This is a genomic window from Actinoplanes sp. 13 (assembly GCF_056134165.1).
On the sequence record NZ_JBVYOQ010000002.1, the window covers coordinates 207,283 to 229,299 of the forward strand.

Annotated in this window: 18 protein-coding genes; 13 read left to right on the forward strand and 5 right to left on the reverse strand. The window is 70.6% G+C overall.

Annotated elements, in window-relative coordinates; translation table 11 throughout:
- The first annotated feature begins 218 nt into the window (after positions 1 to 218).
- From AC0NH5_RS05545 to AC0NH5_RS05565, 5 genes are all read left to right on the forward strand, one after another.
- Positions 219 to 1,412 (forward strand): right-handed parallel beta-helix repeat-containing protein, encoded by a 1,194-nt coding sequence (locus AC0NH5_RS05545; protein WP_474400651.1) that lies wholly within the window; start codon positions 219 to 221, stop codon positions 1,410 to 1,412.
- A 116-nt stretch (positions 1,413 to 1,528) separates the two neighbouring features.
- Positions 1,529 to 2,521 carry a Bug family tripartite tricarboxylate transporter substrate binding protein gene (locus AC0NH5_RS05550; protein WP_474400653.1) on the forward strand — a complete coding sequence of 331 codons (993 nt, stop codon included), beginning with the start codon at positions 1,529 to 1,531 and terminating at the stop codon, positions 2,519 to 2,521.
- Positions 2,518 to 3,012, forward strand: coding sequence for a tripartite tricarboxylate transporter TctB family protein (locus tag AC0NH5_RS05555; protein ID WP_474400655.1), 495 nt, complete (start codon positions 2,518 to 2,520; stop codon positions 3,010 to 3,012). Before AC0NH5_RS05550 ends, AC0NH5_RS05555 begins: the two co-directional genes overlap by 4 nt.
- A 1-nt stretch (position 3,013) precedes the next feature.
- Positions 3,014 to 4,579 carry a tripartite tricarboxylate transporter permease gene (locus AC0NH5_RS05560; RefSeq protein WP_474400656.1) on the forward strand — a complete coding sequence of 522 codons (1,566 nt, stop codon included), beginning with the start codon at positions 3,014 to 3,016 and terminating at the stop codon, positions 4,577 to 4,579.
- 28 nt (positions 4,580 to 4,607) lie between these two features.
- A complete protein-coding gene (locus tag AC0NH5_RS05565; RefSeq protein ID WP_474400658.1) occupies positions 4,608 to 5,387 on the forward strand; it encodes an NAD-dependent epimerase/dehydratase family protein in 780 nt (259 codons plus the stop codon).
- Between the two features lie 28 nt (positions 5,388 to 5,415).
- Here AC0NH5_RS05565 and AC0NH5_RS05570 read toward each other — a convergent pair whose 3' ends face one another.
- The gene (locus AC0NH5_RS05570; RefSeq protein ID WP_474400660.1) at positions 5,416 to 7,146 is read right to left on the reverse strand and encodes an ABC transporter ATP-binding protein; all 1,731 of its coding nucleotides are present in this window, start codon (positions 7,144 to 7,146) and stop codon (positions 5,416 to 5,418) included.
- 91 nt (positions 7,147 to 7,237) lie between these two features.
- Between AC0NH5_RS05570 and AC0NH5_RS05575 the strand changes: the two genes are divergently transcribed.
- Positions 7,238 to 7,804 carry a TetR/AcrR family transcriptional regulator gene (locus AC0NH5_RS05575; protein WP_474400662.1) on the forward strand — a complete coding sequence of 189 codons (567 nt, stop codon included), beginning with the start codon at positions 7,238 to 7,240 and terminating at the stop codon, positions 7,802 to 7,804.
- Here AC0NH5_RS05575 and AC0NH5_RS05580 read toward each other — a convergent pair.
- Both AC0NH5_RS05580 and AC0NH5_RS05585 read right to left on the reverse strand, forming a co-directional pair.
- Positions 7,801 to 9,123 carry a GDSL-type esterase/lipase family protein gene (locus tag AC0NH5_RS05580; RefSeq protein WP_474400663.1) on the reverse strand — a complete coding sequence of 441 codons (1,323 nt, stop codon included), beginning with the start codon at positions 9,121 to 9,123 and terminating at the stop codon, positions 7,801 to 7,803. The two genes, AC0NH5_RS05575 and AC0NH5_RS05580, sit on opposite strands and share 4 nt — an antisense overlap.
- A 111-nt stretch (positions 9,124 to 9,234) precedes the next feature.
- Complete coding sequence (locus AC0NH5_RS05585; protein WP_474400665.1) at positions 9,235 to 12,600, reverse strand: hypothetical protein; 3,366 nt, start codon at positions 12,598 to 12,600, stop codon at positions 9,235 to 9,237.
- A 675-nt stretch (positions 12,601 to 13,275) separates the two neighbouring features.
- Between AC0NH5_RS05585 and AC0NH5_RS05590 the strand changes: the two genes are divergently transcribed.
- Positions 13,276 to 13,431: a hypothetical protein gene (locus AC0NH5_RS05590; RefSeq protein WP_474400667.1), complete on the forward strand. Its 156-nt coding sequence runs from the start codon at positions 13,276 to 13,278 to the stop codon at positions 13,429 to 13,431.
- A 4-nt stretch (positions 13,432 to 13,435) separates the two neighbouring features.
- Here AC0NH5_RS05590 and AC0NH5_RS05595 read toward each other — a convergent pair whose 3' ends face one another.
- Positions 13,436 to 14,077: a DUF5701 family protein gene (locus AC0NH5_RS05595; protein ID WP_474400669.1), complete on the reverse strand. Its 642-nt coding sequence runs from the start codon at positions 14,075 to 14,077 to the stop codon at positions 13,436 to 13,438.
- A 77-nt stretch (positions 14,078 to 14,154) separates the two neighbouring features.
- On the opposite strand from AC0NH5_RS05595, the gene AC0NH5_RS05600 reads away from it, so the two are divergent.
- Entirely contained in the window at positions 14,155 to 14,790 is a 636-nt protein-coding gene (locus AC0NH5_RS05600; RefSeq protein WP_474400671.1) for a TetR/AcrR family transcriptional regulator, read from the forward strand.
- A 234-nt stretch (positions 14,791 to 15,024) separates the two neighbouring features.
- Here AC0NH5_RS05600 and AC0NH5_RS05605 read toward each other — a convergent pair whose 3' ends face one another.
- Complete coding sequence (locus AC0NH5_RS05605; RefSeq protein WP_474400672.1) at positions 15,025 to 16,413, reverse strand: cellulase family glycosylhydrolase; 1,389 nt, start codon at positions 16,411 to 16,413, stop codon at positions 15,025 to 15,027.
- A 308-nt stretch (positions 16,414 to 16,721) separates the two neighbouring features.
- Here AC0NH5_RS05605 and AC0NH5_RS05610 point away from each other — a divergent pair, with 308 nt between their 5' ends.
- The 5 genes from AC0NH5_RS05610 to AC0NH5_RS05630 are packed head-to-tail and all read left to right on the forward strand — an operon-like array spanning position 16,722 to position 21,985.
- A complete protein-coding gene (locus AC0NH5_RS05610; protein ID WP_474400674.1) occupies positions 16,722 to 18,428 on the forward strand; it encodes an ABC transporter substrate-binding protein in 1,707 nt (568 codons plus the stop codon).
- Positions 18,429 to 18,433: 5 nt separating this feature from the next.
- Positions 18,434 to 19,414 carry an ABC transporter permease gene (locus AC0NH5_RS05615; RefSeq protein ID WP_474400676.1) on the forward strand — a complete coding sequence of 327 codons (981 nt, stop codon included), beginning with the start codon at positions 18,434 to 18,436 and terminating at the stop codon, positions 19,412 to 19,414.
- Positions 19,415 to 19,416: 2 nt separating this feature from the next.
- Positions 19,417 to 20,358: an ABC transporter permease gene (locus AC0NH5_RS05620; protein ID WP_474400678.1), complete on the forward strand. Its 942-nt coding sequence runs from the start codon at positions 19,417 to 19,419 to the stop codon at positions 20,356 to 20,358.
- The gene (locus AC0NH5_RS05625; RefSeq protein WP_474400679.1) at positions 20,355 to 21,188 is read left to right on the forward strand and encodes an ABC transporter ATP-binding protein; all 834 of its coding nucleotides are present in this window, start codon (positions 20,355 to 20,357) and stop codon (positions 21,186 to 21,188) included. The genes AC0NH5_RS05620 and AC0NH5_RS05625 overlap by 4 nt, the downstream gene beginning before the upstream one ends.
- Positions 21,185 to 21,985: an ABC transporter ATP-binding protein gene (locus AC0NH5_RS05630; RefSeq protein ID WP_474400681.1), complete on the forward strand. Its 801-nt coding sequence runs from the start codon at positions 21,185 to 21,187 to the stop codon at positions 21,983 to 21,985. The genes AC0NH5_RS05625 and AC0NH5_RS05630 overlap by 4 nt, the downstream gene beginning before the upstream one ends.
- The last annotated feature ends 32 nt before the right edge of the window (positions 21,986 to 22,017 follow it).

A 22,017-nucleotide genomic window follows, 5' to 3' on the forward strand; every position in this document is an offset into this window, starting at 1 on the left:
GGTGAGGACCCGACCATAAATTTTGATATTGGTCAGGGTCAATGCTTTCCGTTTGCAGGAATGTTGCAGTCCATTGACAGCGCAGCGGGCGCTGGCTAGGTTCCGTAGGAAAGCGCATTCCCCCACGTTGGCGGCTTCCCCCGAGTCGCCGGTCACGCCGCCGGCCGTGCGACGCGCGACGGTGCGTCATCGGCCGGCCCGACGAGGAGAATCCCCATATGAGTTCCCCCGGCGGACGCTGGAAAATGCTGTCCGCGGCAATGCTCGGCGCCGCTTTCCTATTAATCCCCGCGCCCGCGTCGGCGGCCCCGGCGACGCTTTATGTCGCTCCCGGCGGCAACGACGCCGGCGCCGGCACCATCGCCGCACCGCTCGCCACGATCCAGAAGGCGGTCAGCCTGGTCGCGGCCGGCGGCACGATCGTGGTACGCGGCGGCAGCTACGTGCTGACCACCAACATCCAGATCACGAAGAGCGGTACGCCCGGCAGCCCGATCACGCTCACCAGCCACGGCACCGAGAAGGTCGTCATCGACGGCGAGGCCCTGGGCTACACCCCGGGGGCGGTCGGCTCGACCATCCCGGCCGCCCAGCGCGGCGCGATCCACATGGAGGCCTCCTGGTGGCGGCTGATCGGCCTGGAGATCCGGAACGGGCCGTACGGCGTGTACTGCGCGGGCTGCAGCAACAACACCTTCGAGCGGCTGACCACCCGGGACAATTACGAGACCGGGTTCCAGCTGCAGGGCAGCTCGGCGAACAACCTGATCCTCAACCTGGACAGCCACGGCAACCGGGACCCGCGCAAGAACGGCGAGAGCGCCGACGGCCTCGGCATCAAGGAGGGCTCCGGCAGCGGCAACGTGGTCCGCGGCGCCCGGCTCTGGAACAACGTGGACGACGGCTTCGATGCCTGGATGTTCACCTCACCGATCACGATCCAGAACACCGTCGCGTACGGCAACGGCTACAACCGGTGGAGCATCCCCAGCTTCTCCGGAGACGGCAACGGCCTCAAGCTCGGTGGCAGCGGCGGCACCGGCCCGGCCGCCGCGCACGCCGTCAGCAACACGATGTCCTGGGGCAACGCCGCCCACGGTTTCACCGACAACGGCAACACCGGAACCATCACGATCACCAGGAGTACGGCCTATCAGAACGCGAAGACCGGTTTCGACGTGGACGGCGGCTCGAAGTCGAGGCTGACCGCGAACCTGGCCGTCGGCAACAAGACCGCGGTGGCGCTCGGCTCGTCCACCGCCTCGGGCAACTCGTGGAACATCGGCGGCACCTGGACGCCGCAGGGCACCGACACGTCCACGATCACCGGCCCGCGCGCCGCGGACGGCTCGATCCCGTCGTCGAACTACCTGGTCCCGGCGAACGGAACGGCGGTCGGCGCGAAGATCTGACGTGCGGTATCCCCGCACCGGGTCGAGAATGGACCCGCGATCAAAGTGTGTGTGTGTGAAGTTCGGGCGCGTACCGCACCCGGACTTCACACACGACCGATGGGGCGGGGTGGGCGATGAGCTGGCGACCTTCGGCAGTGGGCCCCTGGGTGGCGGCCGCGGTCGCGACGGTGCTCCTGATCGTGACGATGTCCTGGGGCGACGAGGCGGACGCCGGTGACTTCCTGGACGGCCGCCAACTGCGGCTGATGGCGCCGGCCGCACCCGGTGGCGGCTGGGACCAGACCGCCCGGGAGATGCAGTCGGCCCTGCGTGACGTGGCCGGGCGCACCGAGGTCTACAACGTGGCCGGCGCCGGCGGGACGATCGGGCTCAGCCAGTTCGCCCGTTATTCCGGCGATCCCACCCAGGTCATGGTGATGGGCTCGGTCATGATGGGCGCGATCGAGAGCAACGACTCGCCGGTCACGCTGGAGAGCGTCACGCCGATCGCCCGGCTCACCACCGACTACGAGCTGATCGTGGTACCCGCCGACTCGCCGGTGCGCGACGTCGGCGACCTGGTCGACCGGATGCGGCAGGACCTCGGCGCGGTCTCCTTCGCCGGTGGCTCGGCGGGCGGCGTCGAGCAGATCCTGGCCGGCCTGATCGCCGAGGACATCGGCGCCGACCCGGGCGGCGTCAACTACGTGGCCCACGCCGGCGGCGGTGAGGCGCTCTCCACCGTGCTCTCCGGCCGGGCCACCGCGGGCGTCTCCGGCGTCTCCGAGCTGGAGGGCCAGGTCAAGGCCGGCACGGTCCGCGCGATCGCCGTCTCCAGCGCCGAGCGCCTGCCCAACCTGCCCGACGTGCCGACGCTGGTCGAGGGCGGCGTCGACGTCGAGCTGGCGAACTGGCGCGGCGTGGTCGCCCCGGCCGGCGTCACCGACGCCGAGGAACAGGCGCTGGAGGATCTGATGGTGCGGATGACGCGAACCCCGGCCTGGCGCGAGACGCTGGAGCGCCGCGGCTGGGGCGACGCCGTCCTGGCCGGGCCCGAGTTCGACACCTTCCTGCAGACGGAACGCCAGATCGTGCGGGACGTCCTGGTGAAGATGGGGCTGGCATGACGACCGGGCCGGACGTCGTCACCGACGATCAGCAGCGGTCAAAAGCCCGAGCATCGGTGCTGCTCGGGGCGCTCATGATCATCGGCGGGACCGTGGTGCTCATCGATGCCGCGGGGATGCGCGACTCGGACGACGCGCTGGGGCCCGCGGCCGCGCCCACGGTGATCGGCATTCTGCTGGGTGCGCTGGGTGCGGGGCTGGTGGTGCGGTCGGTGCGCTTCGCGGGTACCCCCGGAGGGTTCGGCTTCGAGGCCCGGCGCCTCTGGCGCCTCGGCGCGATGGTGGTCCTGCTGATCGCGTTCGCCCTGGTCCTGCCCTTCCTGGGGTACGTGGTGAGCTCGGCGGCGTTGTTCGTCGGAGCGGCGTTGTTGCTCGGGGCACCACATCCGTCCCGCATCGTCGCCTACGGGTGGACGCTCGCCGCCGTCGCCTTCCTGATCTTCGAGCGGCTGATCGGTCTCGGCCTGCCCGCCGGACCGTGGGGGTTCTGACATGGACGCCCTGCTCGCCGGCTTCGCCGACGCGCTGACCCCGGCGAACCTGCTGTGGGCCCTGGTCGGGGTCACCATCGGCACCGCGGTCGGTGTGCTGCCGGGCATCGGCCCGGCGCTCACCGTGGCCCTGCTCCTGCCGATCACCTTCCGCCTCGAACCGGCCGCCGCCCTGATCATGTTCGCCGGCATCTACTACGGCGGCATGTACGGCGGCTCCACCACCTCGATCCTGCTCAACACGCCCGGCGAGAGCGCGTCGGTGGCCACCGCGCTCGAAGGCAACCGGATGGCCCGCCGCGGACGGGCTGCCGCGGCGCTCGCCACCGCCGCGATCGGCAGCTTCGTGGCCGGCACCATCGGCACCATCGCGCTCACCGTCGCCGCCCCAGCGGTCGCCGACATCGCGGTCAGTTTCGGCCCCCCGGAGTACGTGGCGCTGATGGCCGTCGCGTTCGTGACGGTCAGCGCGCTGCTCGGCCCCAGCCTGCTGCGCGGCGCGGCCAGCCTGATCATCGGCGCCGCGATCGGCCTGGTCGGCATCGACACGCTCACCGGCCAGGAACGCCTCGCCTTCGGCGCCCCGGCCCTGCTCGACGGCATCGACGTGGTGATCGTGGTGGTCGCCCTCTTCGCGCTCGGCGAGACCTTCAGCCACCTGGTCGCCGGCACCGGCCACAGCACGATCGAGCCGCTCCGCGGCGCCGCCGTCCTCTCCCGCGAGGACTTCCGCCGCTCCTGGCCGGCCTGGCTGCGCGGCACCGCGATCGGCTTCCCGATCGGCAGCCTCCCGGCCGGCGGCGCGGACGTGCCGACGTTCCTCAGCTACAGCCTGGAGAAGCGCCTCTCCAAGCATCGGCACGAGTTCGGTCACGGCGCCATCGAGGGGGTCGCCGGCCCCGAGTCCGCCAACAACGCCGCGGCCGCGGGCGTGCTCGTCCCGCTGCTCACCATCGGCCTGCCCACCTCGGCGACGGCCGCGGTCATCCTGACCGCCTTCCAGTCCTACGGCCTGCAGCCCGGGCCGCAGCTGTTCAGCGAGTCCGGCGACCTGGTGTGGGCGCTGATCGCCAGCCTGTACATCGGCAACGTCCTGCTCCTCGTCCTCAACCTGCCGCTGGTCCGGTTCTGGGCCCGGCTGCTGACGATCCCGGCGTACGGCATCTACGCCGGCGTCCTGGTCTTCGCCTGCCTGGGCACCTATGCGGCCGGCGGCAGCGTCGCGGACCTGCTGATCCTGACCGCGCTGGGCCTGATCGGGCTTCTCATGCGGCACGCCGACGTCCCGGTCGCCCCGGCCATCGTCGGCCTGATCCTGTTCCCGCTGTTCGAGCAGCAGCTGCGGCGGGCCCTGGCCCTGTCCGAGGGTGACTGGAGCGTGCTCGTGTCCAGCCCGCTCACCGTCGTCCTCTGGCTGATCGTCGTGCTGGCCCTCGTGGCGCCGCTCGTGCTGGCCGCCTACCGCCGCCGCCACCACGCCGCGGCGGACCCCGGCCCCGGCTCCGATTCCGGCTCCGACCCGGACCCCGGTCAAGGTCCCGATCGCACCCGGGAGCCGTCGGCATAGCGGGCGCCGGGATGGGCATCACGGTCGCATGGCGGTGATCCTTCTGACCGGCGCCTCCGGGCGACTCGGCACCATGCTGCGCGAACGCCTCGCGCACCACACCCTGCGCAGCACCGACATCGATGCCGGTGACGGCGTCCAGGCCCTCGACGTGACCGACGGGGAGGCGCTGGCCCGCGCGTGCCGGGGCGTCGACGCGATCCTGCACTTCGGCGGCCTCGCGGACGAGAGCCCGTTCGACGACGTGCTCGAGGTCAACGTGCGCGGCACCCAGCGCGTGCTGCGGGCCGCACACGAGAACGGCGTGCCCCGTGTCGTCCTCGCCTCCAGCAACCACGCCGCCGGCCTGCACGAGCGCGGTGACGCGCGCCCGGCCGGCGTGCCTTCGGGCGGGCTGCCCGACGATGTGCCGGCGCGGCCGGACGGCTACTACGGCTGGAGCAAGGCGGCGATGGAGACGCTCGGGCGGCTCTACCACGACCGCTACGGCCTGCACGTCGTCTGCCTGCGGATCGGCGGCTGCCACGAGCGCCCGAAGAACCCCCGCGACCTGTCGGTCTGGCTCTCACCGGACGACCTGGCCCGCCTGGTCGACGCCGCCCTCACGGCGACCGGCTGGCACGTGGTCTGGGGCGTCTCCGCCAACACCCGCCGCTGGTGGTCGACTGCCGGCGGGGAGGCGATCGGTTACCACCCGCGCGATGACGCCGAGGCGTGGGCCGCCGACGTGGGCGAGCCCGACCTCGGCGCCACCGAGCACCGGACCGTCGGCGGCACCATGGCCACCCGGCCGGTCGGCGCCGGCTGACGTCAGGTCGTACCCCCGCTGTTGCTTCTCAGACGGTGGCCGGCTGGCCGGTGTCCGCGGCGATGCGCAGCGCCTCGACCAGCCGGCGGTAGAGATCGTCGGTGGCGTACAGCTCGGCGTGGGTGCCCTTGGCCCGGATCCGGCCGTCCTCCATGACCACGATGCGGTCGGCGTCCAGGACCGTCGACAAGCGGTGCGCGATCGTCACGACCGCGCCGGTCGCGGCCCGCTCCCGGATGCAGTCCTGGACCGCTGCCTCGGTCAGGCCGTCGACCTGAGCGGTCGCCTCGTCGAGCAGCAGGACGTCGGGGGTGCGCAGCAGCGCCCGGCCCAGGGCGATCCGCTGACGCTGGCCGCCGGAGACGCCGGTCGAGCTCAGCGACGTGTCGAGGCCGTCCGGCAGCTCGTCGAGCTTGTCGTCGAGGCGCACCGCGCGCAGGACGGCCCGCATCTCCTCCTCGGTCGCGTCGGGGTGGGTGAAGCGCAGGTTGTCGGCGATCGTGCCGGGGACGACCGGGGTCTCCTGCTCGACGTAGGCCAGCCGGGCCCGCACCTGTTCGTGGGTCCAGTCGGCATAGGGCCGGCCGTCCAGCAGGATCCGCCCGTCCTGCGGCTCGACGAAGCGCAGCAGCAGCGAGAACAGCGTCGTCTTGCCGGCGCCGGACGGTCCCACGATCGCGGTGTGCCCCCGCCGGGGGATGTCCAGGTCGATGCCGCGGACCGCGGGCGGCGCGTCCGGGCCGTACCGTGCGGTGACGTCGCGCAACGCCAGCACCGGCGTTTCCGCGGTGTGCGCCGCGGCCGCCGGGATCACTGCGCCGGTCGCGTCGCTCCCGCTGGGCGGCTCCACCGCGATGGACTCCAGCTCGTTGATGCGGCCGGCGGCGGCGATGCCGGCCTGCAGGGCCGTCATGTTCTGGGTCAGCTCGCTGATCGGGCCCATCAGCTGGAAGACGTAGAGCAGGAACGCCACCAGGCTGGACACCTCGAGCAACCGGGCGTCGACCCGCCAGGCGCCGACGGCGAGGATCAGGATGACCGCCAGGTTGATGCCGGAGAAGGCGATCGTCCAGACCGAGGCCGCGACCTTGGCGGCCCGCACGCTGTGTGCCGCGGCCTCGCGCGCGTCGCCGATGATCTGGTCACCCTGCCGGGCCTCGGCGCGACTGGCCTTGATCGTACGAATGGCGCGCAGTGATCCCTCGAGCCCCGCGCCGAGCCTGCCGACCGACTCCTGGGCGGCGGTCTGCGCCACGCTGATCCTGGGCAGCAGCGCGGCCATCAGCACGGCGACCACGACCACCGCAGCCAGCGTGCAACCCAGCAGCGTCAGGTCGAGCACGGCCATCAGGACCAGCGTGCCGATCAGCCCGATGCCGGCGTTGATCAGGCCGATGATGCTGCTCGACGCCTCGTGCAGCAGGCCGGTGTCGGAGGTGACCCGGGTGACCAGCTCACCGGTGGGGCGGGACTGGAGGTCGCCGACCCGGGCCCGGAAGTATCGCCGGATGATCGACGTGCGCGCGTCCAGCACGATCTGCTCGGCGAGCGTCCCGAGCAGGATCCACTGCCAGAGGGTGATCACGGCGCCGCAGACGACGAGGGCGGCGAGGACGGTGATCGGGCGGGCCAGGTCGAGGTCGCCGCTGAACGAGTCCAGCACCCATTTGGTAACCATCGGGGTGGCGAGGCCGGCCGCGTTGCCGATCAGGCCGAGCAGGAGGCCGAGCAGCATGGTGCGGCGGTGCGGGCGGAGCACGGACAGGAGCGTTCGCAGTCTCGTGGTGGTATCCGGCATTCCCATAGTGGAACACTCCTGTTCCAGAAAGGGCAACTGTTAATCTGTGCCGGTGAGTGCTCCCACCGGCAGCCGCGCCCGGACCCGGCAGGCGATCCTGGATGCCGCCATTGAAGTCCTGTCGCGCAACCCGGCAGCGTCGCTCGGTGACGTCGCCGCGGCGGCCGACGTCGGGCGCACCACGCTGCACCGGTACTTCGCGGAGCGCGGCGACCTGATCAACGCCCTGAACGCCGAGGCGGACGAGCGGCTAGAGCAGGCCCGCCGCCGGGCCCGGGTCGACGAGGACACCGGGGTCTCCGCGGTGCGCCGGCTCTGCCAGGAGTACTTCGACCTCGGTGACGTGCTGTCGCTGCTCTTCCGCGAGCAGGTGGCGCTCGACGACGCGGGCGACGGCGACGAAGGCGGCTGTGACGAGGGCTTCGAGGCGATGGTGCGCCGGGGCCAGGCCGACGGCAGCATCGACCCGGAACTGCCGCCGCTCTGGATCCAGAGCCTGATCTGGTCGCAGCTCTACGCCGGCTGGAGTTACCTGGCGGAGGCCAAGGTCTCCCGGCACGAGGCGCTGCGCCTGGTCCTGCGATCCGTCGAGGGCGCGGTCCGCCCTCTGCGGGCCTAGGGCCGGAACCACCGGACGTCGACCGCGCCGGCGATCGCCTGCATGCCTCGGTCGCCCGGGTGCAGGTGGTCGCCCGAGTCGTACCGCGGCAGGAACCGGGTGGGATCGCCCGGATCGTGGGTCGCCCGGTCCAGATCCAGGACGGCGTCACAGCCGTTGCCCTCGCGCCGGACGAACGCGTTGAAAGCGGCCCGGCCCTGCTCCCCGCGCCGCGTCCAGTAGGACGCTCCCCGGAACGGCGTCAACGTCGAGCAGACCACCTCGAGGCCCGCGTCGTGGCTGCGGTCGATCAGTTCCTGCACGGCGCTGACCAGTGCCGGCGCCGGAACGCCCGACATACCGAGGTCGTTGATCGCGTCGTCCGAGATGATCACCCACCGGACGCCCGGCTGCTCCAGCACGTCCCGCCGGAACCGCTCGGCCGCGCGGTCGCCGTGCAGGTCGCCGGTGAGCTGATTACCGCTGATCCCGGCATTCAGCACCCCGACGGTACGACCGGACGCGCGCAGCCGATCCGACAACAGGTCCGGCCAGCGCCTGTTCGCACCGAACCGCGAGCCGATCCCGTCCGTGATCGACGCCCCGAACGCCACCACCGCGCCCTCGGCCGCCGCGTTGCGCACATCCAGCCCGGCCAGCACGAAATAGCTGCCCGTCGTCGTCGCCCCGGTCAGGCTCGCCGCCCCACTCTGTTCACCCGGCGCGACGTGGTTGTGCCGCGCCGCCGCCCCGTGCCGGGTGGTCGGCCCGGTGTCCGCCGGCAGATAGGCGCTGACCGCCACGTCCGCGTCCGGCGGCACCGCGAAGGCGATCTCGTCGCTGACCGCTTCGCCGCCGGGCGGGATGATCACCGAGCTCGCCCCGCCGAAGGTCACCGCCCGGTCGGTGGCCGGGTCCACGGCATGGCCCCGCACATGCCGGGCCACGTGGACGGCGCTCACGGTGAGCGGACTCCGGCCGTACGCATGGGAGAGCCGAACCCGTGCGCTGCCGCCGCCGATGCTGGTGTGCACGACCTGTCGCACGGTCTGCCGCCGGAAGGCCTGGCCGCCGGGCTGCACCGCGACCGCCCACGTCCCCACCCACGTCCCCACCCACGACCCCGCGCCCGCCGCCGATGGCTGTCGCCCGGACGCCGTGCCCGCCGCCGGCGGCTGTTGCCCGGACGCCGTGCCCGTCGCCGGCGGCCCGGCCGCGGACGCCGGCGCGGAGGGTGGAGCGGCCGCCGGGGCGGGGCCGGCCGCCTCCTCCTGCACCGCGCAGCCCGTGACCGCACCCAGGGCCACCGTTGCCACGACGGCCGTCCTGGCCCACCTCATCCGCGCATCCCCCGCACCTCACCCCGACTGAGCAGGGCAGATCTTCACATCCGAGGATGGGCGGCTGTCAAAGCGGAGATCGAGGCGGCCAGGTTCGGCAGCCGCGTGGGTTCAACGGTTGCCTGCCGCACGGTCCTGCAGGCGCAGAAACTCATCGGCCAAGGCGATGGCCGCCGCACGGTCGACATCCGCAAGCGTGTCCACCGACGCGGACCAGTCGCCACTGCGCAGGGCTTCCCTGATCAGGCCGGCGGTGTCGGCGCAACGGTCAGCCCCGGCGACGGCGGCCAGCGCCCCGGCCGCAACGTCGGGATCGGTCACCGAGCGAGCCAGGCGCAGCGCCTCACGGCACTCCCCGCGCCCGAGCAGCTTCGCGACCAGGCGGGCCTGGACCGGCGACCGGCGATCGGCGGCGATGAGGCCGGTCAGGCGTTCCGCGCGCCGACTCTCACCGGCCTCGGTCATAGCTTCCGCGATCTTGCTGACCTGCTCGACATGCGAAGCCCAGGTCGGTCTCGTAGCCATCTGTGCCAGGCGTTCGGCCCGGCCGAAGTCACCCGCACGCGCCGCACCCAACGCGATCGTGGTCAGCAGGTGGTCGCGCATGTCAGGTTGCTCGCCGGCTGCCGCCTCCGCGCGATCCAGCAGCGCCGCCGCACGGTCGGACATGCCGACGACTACGGCTGCCGGAGCCAACGCGGACATCAGTTGAGCGATCTCTCTGGTGTTCGGCACCAGCGAGGCGGCTTGTTCCGCTTTGTCGAACAGCCGGATCGCCCGGACCGGGTCGCCGGCGAGCGCGAGAACGACGGCGACCGCGGTCGCGGTTGTGGCGATGGTGTGCGGCTGGCGGATGGCACTGACCATCTTCTCGGCCCGGGCTCCTTCACCGAGCCGGGCGAGCGTCTCTGCGAGACGCGGACGCCCGATGAATTCGCGTGACAAATGTGTCAGAAAGGACGGGACGTCGTCTCGCCGAGGTTCCCCGGACGACTCGGGGGCGAGGCAGGCGGACGCCTCCTCCGCGAGTGCACGCGCGCGGTCGGGGTCACCGGCGTCGATCCGGTCATCGGCAAGGATGGTGAGGGCCTGGACGCGCCACCCGACGTCGCGGAACGAGCGGGCGAGCTCGACGGCTTCGTCGGTCCTGCCCGCCCGCACCAACTCCAGGGCTACCTCGACGATCACCGGATCGTCGCTGTCGGGCCGCTGCGCCAATCTCTTCGCGGCGGTGTACTCACCGGCACGGACCATGGTCACTGCGAGGTGGACGGCCAGGCCGGACTGCGTGGCGTCCACCAACGGCTCTGCCCGGGACACCAGTTCGGCGGCCCGGCCGGTGTCGCCCGCCCGGCACATCGCGGAGGCGAGCGAGAGGAAGGAGCCGGCCAGCTGATCCCGTGCCACGATCAGCCTGGCGGTGCTCTCCACCTCGTCGGCCAGCGCGGACGCGTCCTCCGATTCGCCGGCATCGGTCAGGCTCAGCGCGAGGCCCGCGAGCGCCCTCGCTCGCCGCTGCGGTTGCTCGATCGCCAGAGCCAGACGTCGCGCGCTCGCCAGGTCTCCTCGACCGGCGGCGATCCGAGAGATTTCTTCCCGCGCCTCATCAGCTCTGCTGGACGAGTAGATCTCGCGCACGAGATCTTCGGCTCCTGCGACGTCGTACTCCGCCGCGGCGACGGCGACGTGCTTCAGCGCGTTCGAACGGCTCTCCGTGTCCTGGACCGAGCGGGCCAGCTCCTCGGCTGTCCTCTGGACGGACCGGAGGCGACCGGGATCGACTCTGGTGACCGAAGCGAACGCCCACGCCCGTATATCGGTCGCCGAAACTCGGTGCGCGGCATCAAGTGCCTGCGGGACGATGGCGTCAGCCATATCGGTCAAGCCCGCAGCGGCCGCGTGAACGGCCGTCATGGTGAGAGCGATCACCTGCTGGAGAGGGTCGTCCAGGGAGCCGGCTCGGTCCCGGGCCTCCGCGAGGAGCTGGCGACATCTCTGAGCGGAGTCTGCGGCGTCGGCGAGTTCGCCCAGATGCACGATCCGGCTGTAGTCGTCGAAGGTCTCGTTCGAGAGGCGCTCGGCCCGCACGGTGTCGCCTGCGTGGATCGACAGGGTGACCTGTCCCGACAGCGCTGACGCCCGCTGCGCCGGATTCGGCAGCGAGCGCGCCGCGGACTCCGCCAGTTCGCAGGCCTCGGCGAATGTCTCCTTGTGGCCGAGTCGAGCCGCAGCGACGGCAACCTCTCCGCAGCAGGTGGCCCGGGGTGCCGCATCGGTGATCAGCGCCGACATCCTGATCGCCCGCTCCAGCAGCTCGGTGGCACGGCCGGGGTCGGCTGTCGCGACGGCAAGCAGGGCGCGGACCCGTTCACCTTCGTCGGTGATCTTCTCGGTGAGGCGCAGCGCATCGTCCACGTCGCCGGCTTCCGCCGCCGTTGTCACCAGTGATCGCCATGCTCGCTGCTCGGAGCCGGTCATGGTGTGCGCGAGCGCCTCCGCCCGGGCGCGCTGGCCGAGCCTGGCCCGAACCTCGACCAGCTCTGCCGGCAGGTTCGCGTTGCGGCGGCGCAATCGCTCGCGGTGCACGGCGAGCCGGGCCGTCGTGGTGAGGTCCATCGGTGGCACGGCGACGATCTCGGCGAGAGCGGCCGCGTCACTACCCGTCACGGCGAGCATGCGGTCGTGGCGGTCGGGATCGGTTGCCAGCGTCACGATCCGGTGCGCATCGCCCAGGGTGTGCAGCAGGCTTGCATACGGACGCAACAGGTAGGCGGGTGTCGATGCGGGCCAGTGGCCGGCGGCATACCCGTCAGCCCAGGCGTGCAGCCGTGACCGGAACGCATGAAGTCGCGTGGGCCCCAGGTAGTCCGAGGCGGACTCCGTCAACTCCTCGTGCGCGAGCAGGTAGACCGGCCCGGCCTGACTCTGGAAGGCGCGCCCGGCCACAGACGCCAGTTCGTCGGAGATCTCGAGCCGTCCGCGACCGGTCAGCTCGGCGAGGTCGGTGCTGGAGAGGCCGCCCCCCGAGGCCGTGATCAGGCCGAGCAGATCCTGCTGAAGCGGTGAGCCGTCGAGCAGTCGCCGCAGATCCCGATGGGCATCGTGCCGTACGACTTGAGCGTGTTCGGACGGAACCAGCTCACGCGACACGGCCGGATCCCGCAGGGGATGGTCAGTGGGCACGTCGGCCGGCAGCGGCGGGTCGTGCCGGCCCGCCACGATGATGCGAAGGCCGGCCGGCGGAGAGACGGGCAACAGGGCGGCGATGCTGTGTGCGTCACCACCGGTTGTCCAGCCGAGATCCTCGTCGAGCCCGTCCACGACCAGCACCAGGGGACAGGCTCGTTCGAGCATGCTCAGCAGATGGGCCTCGCGGTTGGCGGCGGTCAGGTAGGGCGACGCTGATTCGCCGACCAGCCCGGCCAACTGTTCGAGAAGGACCTCGACGAAGGCATTCCGGTCGGACTGGCCGCCCAACCGGGCGGTGACGAAGAACGAGACCAGCCGGACACCGGGCGGCGGGTGCAGAACGAACCAGGAGAGCAGCGCCGACTTGCCGGCCCAGGCAGGCGCACGCCACCAGAGATAGGCGGCTCCGTCCCGCTGTGTGCAGAAGGCGGCCAGCTCCGCCAACTCGGTCTCGCGTGCGGTGAGGTGGGCGGGTGCCATCCGGCGGACCTGCTGGAGATACACCGGATGGGAGGCACGTGCCGGGGTGCGGCGTGGCCGTTCCGTCCGGCGCTCCTGCTGAGCTCGCGCCCGCAACTGTTCCCAGTAGCCCGCGCCGTGTCCGGGTCTCTCCCTGGCCCGTCCCTCAAGAAAGCTGACCAGGAACTGGACCGCCTTCTTGTCGCTCGGCACCGACTTGCCGGTCATCCAGTCGCTCAGAGTGGCATCCCGCAGCTTTACCGGCGGCGTCTGTGCGGTGCCCTGGCGGACGAGCGTCGCATAGTCGGGACTGCCTGCTGCCTCGTAGAGCTCCCGGAGCTCGGTGGAGAACCTCGTCATCTGGTGGTTCCGAACCGGAACAGGTCCGGAAGTATGTCCGAGCTGGGCATTCCCGCACTGTAGCCGTCGGCGGCATCGCCGGATCGCGGCCGGAAGGGCAGACAGGAGAGGTCACACGTACGCCTGACCCGAAAGGTCGCCCCGATGCCTCACCTGCTGCTCCTGCTCGGCGCCCTCCATGTGGCCGCTGTCGCCGGCTACCTCGTGGTGGGCGATCCCACCGCACTCGCGACCATCGCCCAGATCGACGCGGCGTTCGCGCTCGCCTGGCTGGCCGCACGTTCACGTGAGGGGCGGTGACACCTCAGGACGGTGCGGCGCGGCCGGCTGCCGACGCCATGCCGAGCCAGGTGTGCGGGTTGCCCGCCCAGCACCAGCCCAGCTTCGGCGCGTTCCGGCTGATCCAGATGGCCGGGACGCGGCGGTCGGTGGATCGGGAGCCGCCCAGGGAGAAGCACTTGTTCTTGACCAGGATGCCCGGGAAGTGGGTGATCAGTGCGACGCCCTCCTCGATGGTGAGCAGGGTGCGGCCCCGCTCCGCGATGGTCGCCATGGCGTCGTTCGGCACGGCGCCGCAGAACTCCTCGCCCCGTTCGACGCCGAGCAGCAGGTAGGCCTCGTGGCCGGGCAGCGCGGCCGTCGGGATGGCGACGAAGCGCTCCAGCGAGCCGGGCTCGAACGTCCGGTCCACGAAGCCGGGTTTGCTCTTGCCGTCCAGCGAGGTCAACGGCATGGTCGCCTCGATCGGGGCCAGTGTCCTGGTGATGACCAGCAGGAACGGCACGCGGCCCGCCTCCGGGGCCTCGGTGGGAGCGGCGGTGGGGGAGTCGGGGACGAGGTCGCTCAGCGGCGCCAGCCGAGCTTCGAACTCGGCCCGGCCGAGGCCGGTGAGCGCGGGATATCCCAGCTCGATCAGGTTGTGGATCTGGCGGTCGAATTCAGTCATCGATCCCCTTCTCGCATGACGCTGTCGAATAAACTTAGGTCGAGCATAAGAATATGTCAAGCCTATATAGTGTGCCGGTGAGCGAACGACCGGCCGGGCTGCGCGAGCGCAAGAAGCAGCAGACCCGTGCGCACATCTCCCACCAGGCCACCCGGCTGTTCCTCGAGCGCGGGTTCGACAGCGTGACGATCGCCGAGGTGGCTGCCGCCGCCGAGGTGGCCAAGATGACCGTCACCAACTACTTCCCGCGCAAGGAGGACCTGGCCCTCGACCTGGGCGACGCGTTCGTGCAGGGCCCCGCCTTCGCCGTCCGCCACCGCGCGCCGGGCGAGTCCGCTCTGGCCGCGCTGCGCCGTGCGCTGCTGGTGGCCGTCGGCGCGCACGACCCGGTGATCGGTTTCTCCGGGCCGGAGTTCGCCCGCATGGTGATGGCCAGCGCGGCGTTGCGGGCGCGGCTGCGCGAGTTCCACGACGAGCGCGAGCGAGCCCTGGTCCGGGCTCTCGCCGAGGAGACCGGCGCGGCGCCGGACGATCTGCGGCCGCGGGTGGCGGGGGTCCAGCTGGGCGGTCTGCTGCGGCTTCTCTTCGAAGAAACCCTCGGGCGTACGCTCGACGGCCACCACGACGACGAGATCTCCCGCGCGGTCACCGAGCTGGCCGAGCAGGGATTCGCGCTGCTGGAGCCGGCTCTGGGCACCTACGCCATCCGGTGAGCACCGAGCAACTGTGTGAACTTGGGGTCCGAATCGAGCCGCACCTTCACACGCTGGGGGCGAGGGGGCGGGGCGTCTGGGCCGGACCATTGATTTACGCCGGCGGCCGCGCTGCGGCCCCGGGTGGCAGGTGATCGCGGGTCTTCTGGGGACGGCACTCCGTCGACTCGTACCCCCGCGAAAGAAACCGGTGCCGCGGAGAGAGCCCTCCGCGGCACCGGGGTGACCGGATGATCAGCTCGCGGCGCAGGTGACCCGCGAGGGTGCGGTGTTGGCGCCGGTGGCGGTGAAGCCGAAGCTGGCCTCGCCGCCGGCGGCCAGCTTGCCGTTCCAGCCGGCGTTGCGGGCGGTGACCACGTCGCCCGAGGTCGTCACGGTCGCGTTCCAGCTGTTGGTGAAACGCTGGCCGCTGGGCCAGGTCCAGCTGACGGTCCAGCCGTTGATGGCGGCGCCGGCCTTGACCGTGACGGCGCCCTGGAAGCCGCCGGGCCACGAGTTGCCGGCCGTGTAGGTGGCCGTGCAGCCGCCGGCCGGGTTGCTCGGCGACGGTGAGCCGGGGTTGCTGGGGGACGGTGAGCCGGGGTTGCTGGGTGACGGCGAGCCGGGGTTGGACGGAGACGGCGAGGACGTGCCGCCGAAGACCGTGGCCTCGCGGGAGGTGGCCCTGATGCCGTTGGCGCCGTTGAAGATCCGCTCGCCCCAGGTGGTCAGGGCGGCCCGGTTGAAGCCGGTGACCATGTCGAGGTATTCGACGCCGGCGCCGTTGCCGGACCACGACCAGCCGATGTATCCGATGCCGCGCTGCTGCGCGGTGGCGAAGATGGTGTCCTCGTCGGGGTTGCCGTCGGAGTGGTCGAAGCCGAACTCGCCGACCACGATCGGCAGGTTGGCGGTCTGGAACCGGCCGAGATAGTCGGTGATCTCGGCGGCCGTGTCGAAGACGCCGTACATGTGGATCGAGAAGACGGTGTTCTTCTGCGGGTCCGCCGCGAAGACCGAGGCGGCGTTGTCACGCATGATGAACTGCCAGTCCTGGCCCCAGTTCGGGGCGTCCACCATGATCTGGTGCTGGAAGCCGGCGGCGCGCAGGCGGGTGATCGCGCTCCTGGTGTCGGCGGTCCAGTTGGTGGCGGTCGCGCCGTTGCCGTACGGCTCGTTGCCGATGTTCAGGATGACGAAGTTCTCCTGGCCGTCCAGGGCGCTCTTCACGGAGATCCAGTAATCGACCGCCTGCGCCAGGGTGGCGGCGCCGGCCTGCTCGCCGTACCCGGTGGTGTCGTGCACCTCCAGGACGCAGATCAGCCGGTTGGCCTTGCACTGGCTGATCACGGTGGACACGTTGGCGGCGTTGTCGGGTCCCCAGCGTTGTCCGCTGCCGAGCACGATGCGGACGGTGTTGGCGCCGAGCGCCTTGATGTCGGCCAGCGCCTGCGGAGTGCGGTCCTGGTACCAGGTGTGCGCGTGGTTGACGCCGCGCATCACGAAGGCGTTGCCGTTGGCGTCGAGGATCCGGGTGCCGGACACCGTGAAGCCGGCGGCGGCCTGGGCCGGCTGCGCGACGGTGAACACCGCGAAGGCCGCGGTCAGGACGGCCGCGAGGCCGCCCCACCATGTCTTTTTCATGAGTTCCTCCCTGCCCGCCGGGTGCGTGGCGGACGAACGTGGGATGGGGGATGGTTGGGAGCGCTCCCACGATGCGCCGGGGATTTCATCGTTGTCAATGGGGTGTTGCCGTTGCGGGCTCCCCAGAATCTAAAATGAGTTAACTAAGCGGGTCAAGTGGAGTGCGGCATCGATCGGCCGAGATGTCGCGCTCTGCGCGACAACCCTTGACAACACAAACTTAAGCCACTTAATAATGGCCCCGGCGTGGGTGATCCCGCGCACTCCACCCGCCGTCGGTGACGGCGATCCAGACGAGGGATTCGCTGATGTATGACCTCTTCACCCGCCGTGGCCGCAGAGCCGGCGCGGCCGTCGCGGCGACGGCCGCGGTGGCGCTCGCGCTGACCGGCTGCTCGGAGTCCTCCGGCGGGAACAAATCCGGCAACGGCGCGACCAGCACGGTCACCGTCTTCAACGGCGCGACCGGCACCATCGTGGAGAACTGGAACCCGTTCTCGCCGACGTTCCTGCAGCCCACCAACGGCCTCATCTTCGAGCCGCTCTATTACTACAACTTCGCCACCGAGGCCGAGCCGGTGCCGATGCTGGCCACCGCGCACTCCTGGAACTCGGACGGCAAGCAGCTCACGATCACCACCCGCGAGGGCGTGAAGTGGTCGGACGGCCAGCCGTTCACCGCCAAGGACGTGGCCTTCACCTTCGACCTGATCCGCCGCACGCCGGGGATCAACGCGACCGGGCTGAAGCTCACCTCGGCGCAGGCCACCGACGACAGGACCGTCGTGCTCACGTTCCCGGCCACCTCGTACACCGACGAGGCGGCCATCGTCGGCAACACCCCGATCATCCCGGAGCACGTCTGGAGCAAGATCGACGATCCGGCCAAGACGATCAACCCGAACCCGGTCGGCACCGGGCCGTACAAGCTCAAGCAGTTCTCCGCGCAGAGCTACCAGATGGAGAAGAACGCGAGCTACTGGCAGCCGGACAAGCCGCAGATCCAGAACGTCCGCTACATCTCGCTGGCCACCGCGGACGCCGCGAGCGCCGCGCTGGTCGCCGGCCAGGTGGACTGGATGAGCTCGTTCCTGCCCGGCCTGGACCAGCTGATCGCGAGCAACAAGAACCTGACGTACGTCAACACGCCGGCGATGACCACCTCGATCTTCACCTGCGCCAACGCGGCCCTGGGCTGCACCGGCCCGCAGACCGACGTCGCGGTCCGGCAGGCCATCTACCACGCGCTCAACCGGGACCAGCTGAACAAGCTGGCCGGCGGCGGGTTCGCGGCACCGGCCTCGCCGACCATGCTCCCGCCGGAGCGGGACAAGAAATGGATTGCCGACCCGGCGCACGCCACCATCCCCGGCGCACCGGACGCCGCCAAGGCCAACCAGCTCCTGGACGCGGCCGGCTGGGTCAAGGGCGGCGACGGCATCCGGGCCAAGGGCGGGCAGAAGCTCTCGCTCACCATCCAGACGGTCACCGGCTGGAGCGACTACATCTCCCTCAACGACGCCATGGCGCAGCAGCTGAAGGAGGTCGGCATCGAGCTGAAGCCGACCCAGCTGTCCTGGAACGAGTGGAACAACAACCAGGTGCAGGGCAAGTACCAGCTCTCGCTGGACTCGATCGGCCTGGGCGCGTCGACCAACCCGTACGCCACCTACAGCCTCAAGTACGTCACGAAGACCACTGCGAAGGTCGGTGAGGCGGCCGGCACCAGCGGCAACTACGCCCGCTACAGCAACGCGGCGGTGGACAAGGCGATCGAGGCGGCGTCGGCGACCAACGACGAGGCGGCGCAGAAGGCCCAGTACGCGATCATCCAGAAGGAGATCGTGAACGACCTGCCGTACATCCCGATCTACCTGAACTCGATGCTCACCGAGTTCAACACCGCCAACGCCACCGGCTGGCCGACCAACGACAACAAGTACGCGCTGCCGGCGTCCTGGAAGCAGTGGGACAACGGCATCGTGCTGGCCAACCTGAAGCCGGCGGCGAAGTAGCGCCCATGTTCCTGCTCCGCAAAGCCGGGTTCTACCTGGTCGCCCTCTGGGCCGCGCTGACCGTCAACTTCTTCGTCCCGCGGCTCATGCCCGGCGATCCGGTCGAGATCATGATCTCGAAACTCGGCCAGAAGGGGCCGGTCAGCCCGGAGACCCGGGCCTCGATCGAGGCGCTGCTCGGCGCCGACACCAGCCAGTCGTTGTGGAGTCAGTACACGGACTACCTCTCCAGTCTGGCCACCGGCGACCTGGGTGTCTCGGTGACGTTCTTTCCCGCCTCGGTCATCGACATCATCGGGCAGACCCTGCCCTGGACGATCGGCCTGATCGGGCTGGCCACGATCATCTCGTTTCTGGCCGGCGTGGGTCTCGGCACCCTCGCCGGCTGGAAGCGAGGCTCGTGGCTGGACAGCCTTATCCCGGTCACCACGATGTTCCAGTCGGTCCCGTACTTCTGGCTGGCCCTGATCCTGCTGTTCCTGTTCGGCAGCGTGTGGCCGCTGTTCCCGCTCAACGGCGGGTACGACGTCTACAACGTGACGCCGGGCTGGAACGGCCCGTTCATCGGCTCGGTCATCTATTACGGCACGCTGCCGGCGCTCACCATCATCCTGTCGTCGGTGGGCGGCTGGATGCTCGGGATGCGCAACATGATGGTCTCCACGCTCTCCGAGGACTACATGGTGGCCGCGGAGGCGAAAGGGCTGCGCCCGAGCCGGATCAGGCGCCGGTACGCGGCCCGCAACGCCATCCTCCCGTCCGTCTCCGGGTTCGCCATCTCGCTCGGGTTCGTGGTCGCCGGGTCGATCGTCACCGAGGCGGTCTTCTCGTACCCGGGGATCGGCTCGGCGCTGCTGCAGGCCGTCGGCGGCAACGACTACGCCCTCATGCAGGGCATCTTCTTGATCATCACGTTGTCCGTGCTAGGAGCGAACTTGCTGGTCGACCTCCTGTACTCCGTCATCGACCCGCGCACCCGGAGCTGATCATGGCCACCGAGACCGTCGCCGTGAACGTCCCGGTGCCGCGCCGCCGGGTGGCGCTGCCGCCGATGACCGGCAAACTCGCCGCCGGCCTGGGCATCGGCGGGGTGATCGTCCTGTTCGGGCTGCTCGGCCCGCTGCTCGTCCAGGACCCGTCGCAGGTCAGCGACATCGGCCTGGCCGGGCCGAGCGCCGACCACGTGCTCGGCACCACGCAGACCGGGCAGGACGTCTTCGCCCAACTGGCGTACGCGACCCGCGGCTCGTTGATCGTCGGTGCCATCGTCGGCGTTCTGACCCTGCTGCTCTCCGGCTTCTTCGGCATCGTCGGCGCGTACGCCGGCGGTTGGCTGGACGAGTCCTTCTCGCTGTTCACCAACATCATGCTGGTCATCCCGGGCCTGCCCGTGGTGATCGTGATCTCCGCGTACGTCCCGGACAAGAGCCTGCTGCTGGTCTCCCTGGTGCTCGCCATCACCAGCTGGGCCGGCTCCGCCCGGGTGCTGCGCGGCACCACGCTCAGCCTGCGCAACCGTGACTACGTGCTCGCCTGCCGGGTGGCGGGGGAGAAGCGCTGGCGGATCCTGCTGGTCGAGATCCTGCCGAACCTGATCCCGCTGCTGGCCACCCAGGTCGTGTTCGCGGTCATCTTCGCCATCCTCGGGGAGGCCGGGTTGTCGTACCTCGGCCTGGGCGCCAGCGGCTCGTTCACCTGGGGGACCATGCTGTACTACGCGCAGAACGGCCTGGCCCTGCGGCTCGGCGCGTGGTGGTGGTTCGTACCGCCGGGGTTGCTGCTGGCACTCTTCGGGGCGGCCCTGTCACTGATCAACTTCTCGATCGACGAGATCATCAACCCGAAGCTGCGGAACCAGACGCGCGGCGCCCGCCGTGGCTGGCGGATGTCCCGCGAGCAGCTGCGCAAGGCCAAGGAGTCGACGCTGTGAGCCATCCCGTGCTGACCGTTGCGGATTTCAGCGTGGACTATCTGGTCTCGCCACCCGTGCACGCGGTCCGGAACGTCTCCTTCGGCCTGCGGCGCGGCGAGGTGCTCGGCCTGGCGGGGGAGAGCGGGTGCGGCAAGAGCACCCTGGCGTACGGGATCGTCCGTCTGCTCAAGCCGCCGGCGATGATCACGTCGGGGCACGCGGTGTTCCACTCCCGCGAGGGCTACGACATCGACTGGGGGGATGTGAGCGCGGAGGATCTGCGGGCCGCCCGCTGGGACAAGATCTCGATGGTCTTCCAGGGCGCGATGAACTCGCTGAACCCGGTCATCTCGATCCGTGACCAGTTCGAGGACATCTTCCGCACGCACCGGCCGGAGATGGGCCGCGCCGCCCGCCGGGCCCGCTGCGGTGAGCTGCTGGAACGGGTCGGCGTGGATCCGGTGCGGCTGCGGTCCTATCCGCACGAGCTCTCCGGCGGCATGCGCCAGCGCGTGATGATCGCGATGGCGATGGCCCTGGAGCCGCAGATCATGATCATGGACGAGCCGACCACCGCGCTCGACGTGGTGGTGCAGCGGGAGATCCTGCGGGAGATCACCCGGCTGCGCGACGAGCTCGGCTTCGCGGTCATCTTCATCACCCACGACCTGCCGCTGCTGCTGGAGATCAGCGACCGGATCGCGGTGATGCGCGACGGCTCGATCGTCGAGCTGGGCGACGCCGCCGACCTCTATCTGAACCCGAAACACGAGTACACCCGCAAGCTGCTGGCGTCGTTCCCCAGCCTCACCGGCGAACGCGGATCCTTCGTCCGGGAGGCCTCATGACCACGCTGGAGGTACGCGGCCTCGTCAAGGAGTACCGCCTGCGCGACGGCTGGCGCGCCGGCACCATGCGCGCCGTCGACGACGTCAGCTTCACTCTCGACCACAGCCGCACCACCGCGCTCGTCGGCCAGAGCGGCAGCGGCAAGTCGACCATCGCCAAGATGCTCCTCCAGCTCGAACGCCCCACCGCCGGATCGATCCTGCTGGACGGGGAACCGGTCACCCGCCGCGGCCTCGCCCGTTACAGGCGGACCGTGCAGATGGTCTTCCAGGACCCGTTCGCGTCGCTGAACCCCTTCCACAGCGTCGAACACCACCTGGCCCGGCCGGTCCGCCTGCACAACCCGAAGATGACCGACGCCGAGGTGCGCCGGCGCGTCCTGCACCTGCTCGAACGCGTGCGGCTGGAACCCGACTTCGCCGCCCGGCGCCCGCACGAGCTCTCCGGCGGCCAGCGCCAGCGGGTGGCCATCGCGCGGGCGCTCGCCCCCGAGCCGGGCGTGCTGATCGCCGACGAGCCGGTGTCCATGCTGGACGTGTCGATCCGGCTCGGCGTGCTCAACCTGCTGGCGACCCTGCAGCGGGAGGAAGACCTGGGAGTCCTGTACATCACTCATGACCTGGCGACGGCGCGGCACTTCTCCGACGAGATCCTGGTGATGTTCAAGGGCCGGATCGTGGAGCGCGGGCCGGCCGACGACGTCATCCTTAACCCGCAGCACGAGTACACGAGGACGCTTGCCGACGCGGCCCCGAACCCGGAGCGCCGCCTCGGCTCAACAGGCCACCGCCCCTGAAACCACCGGCGTGTGGTGACTCCGGGTGCCCA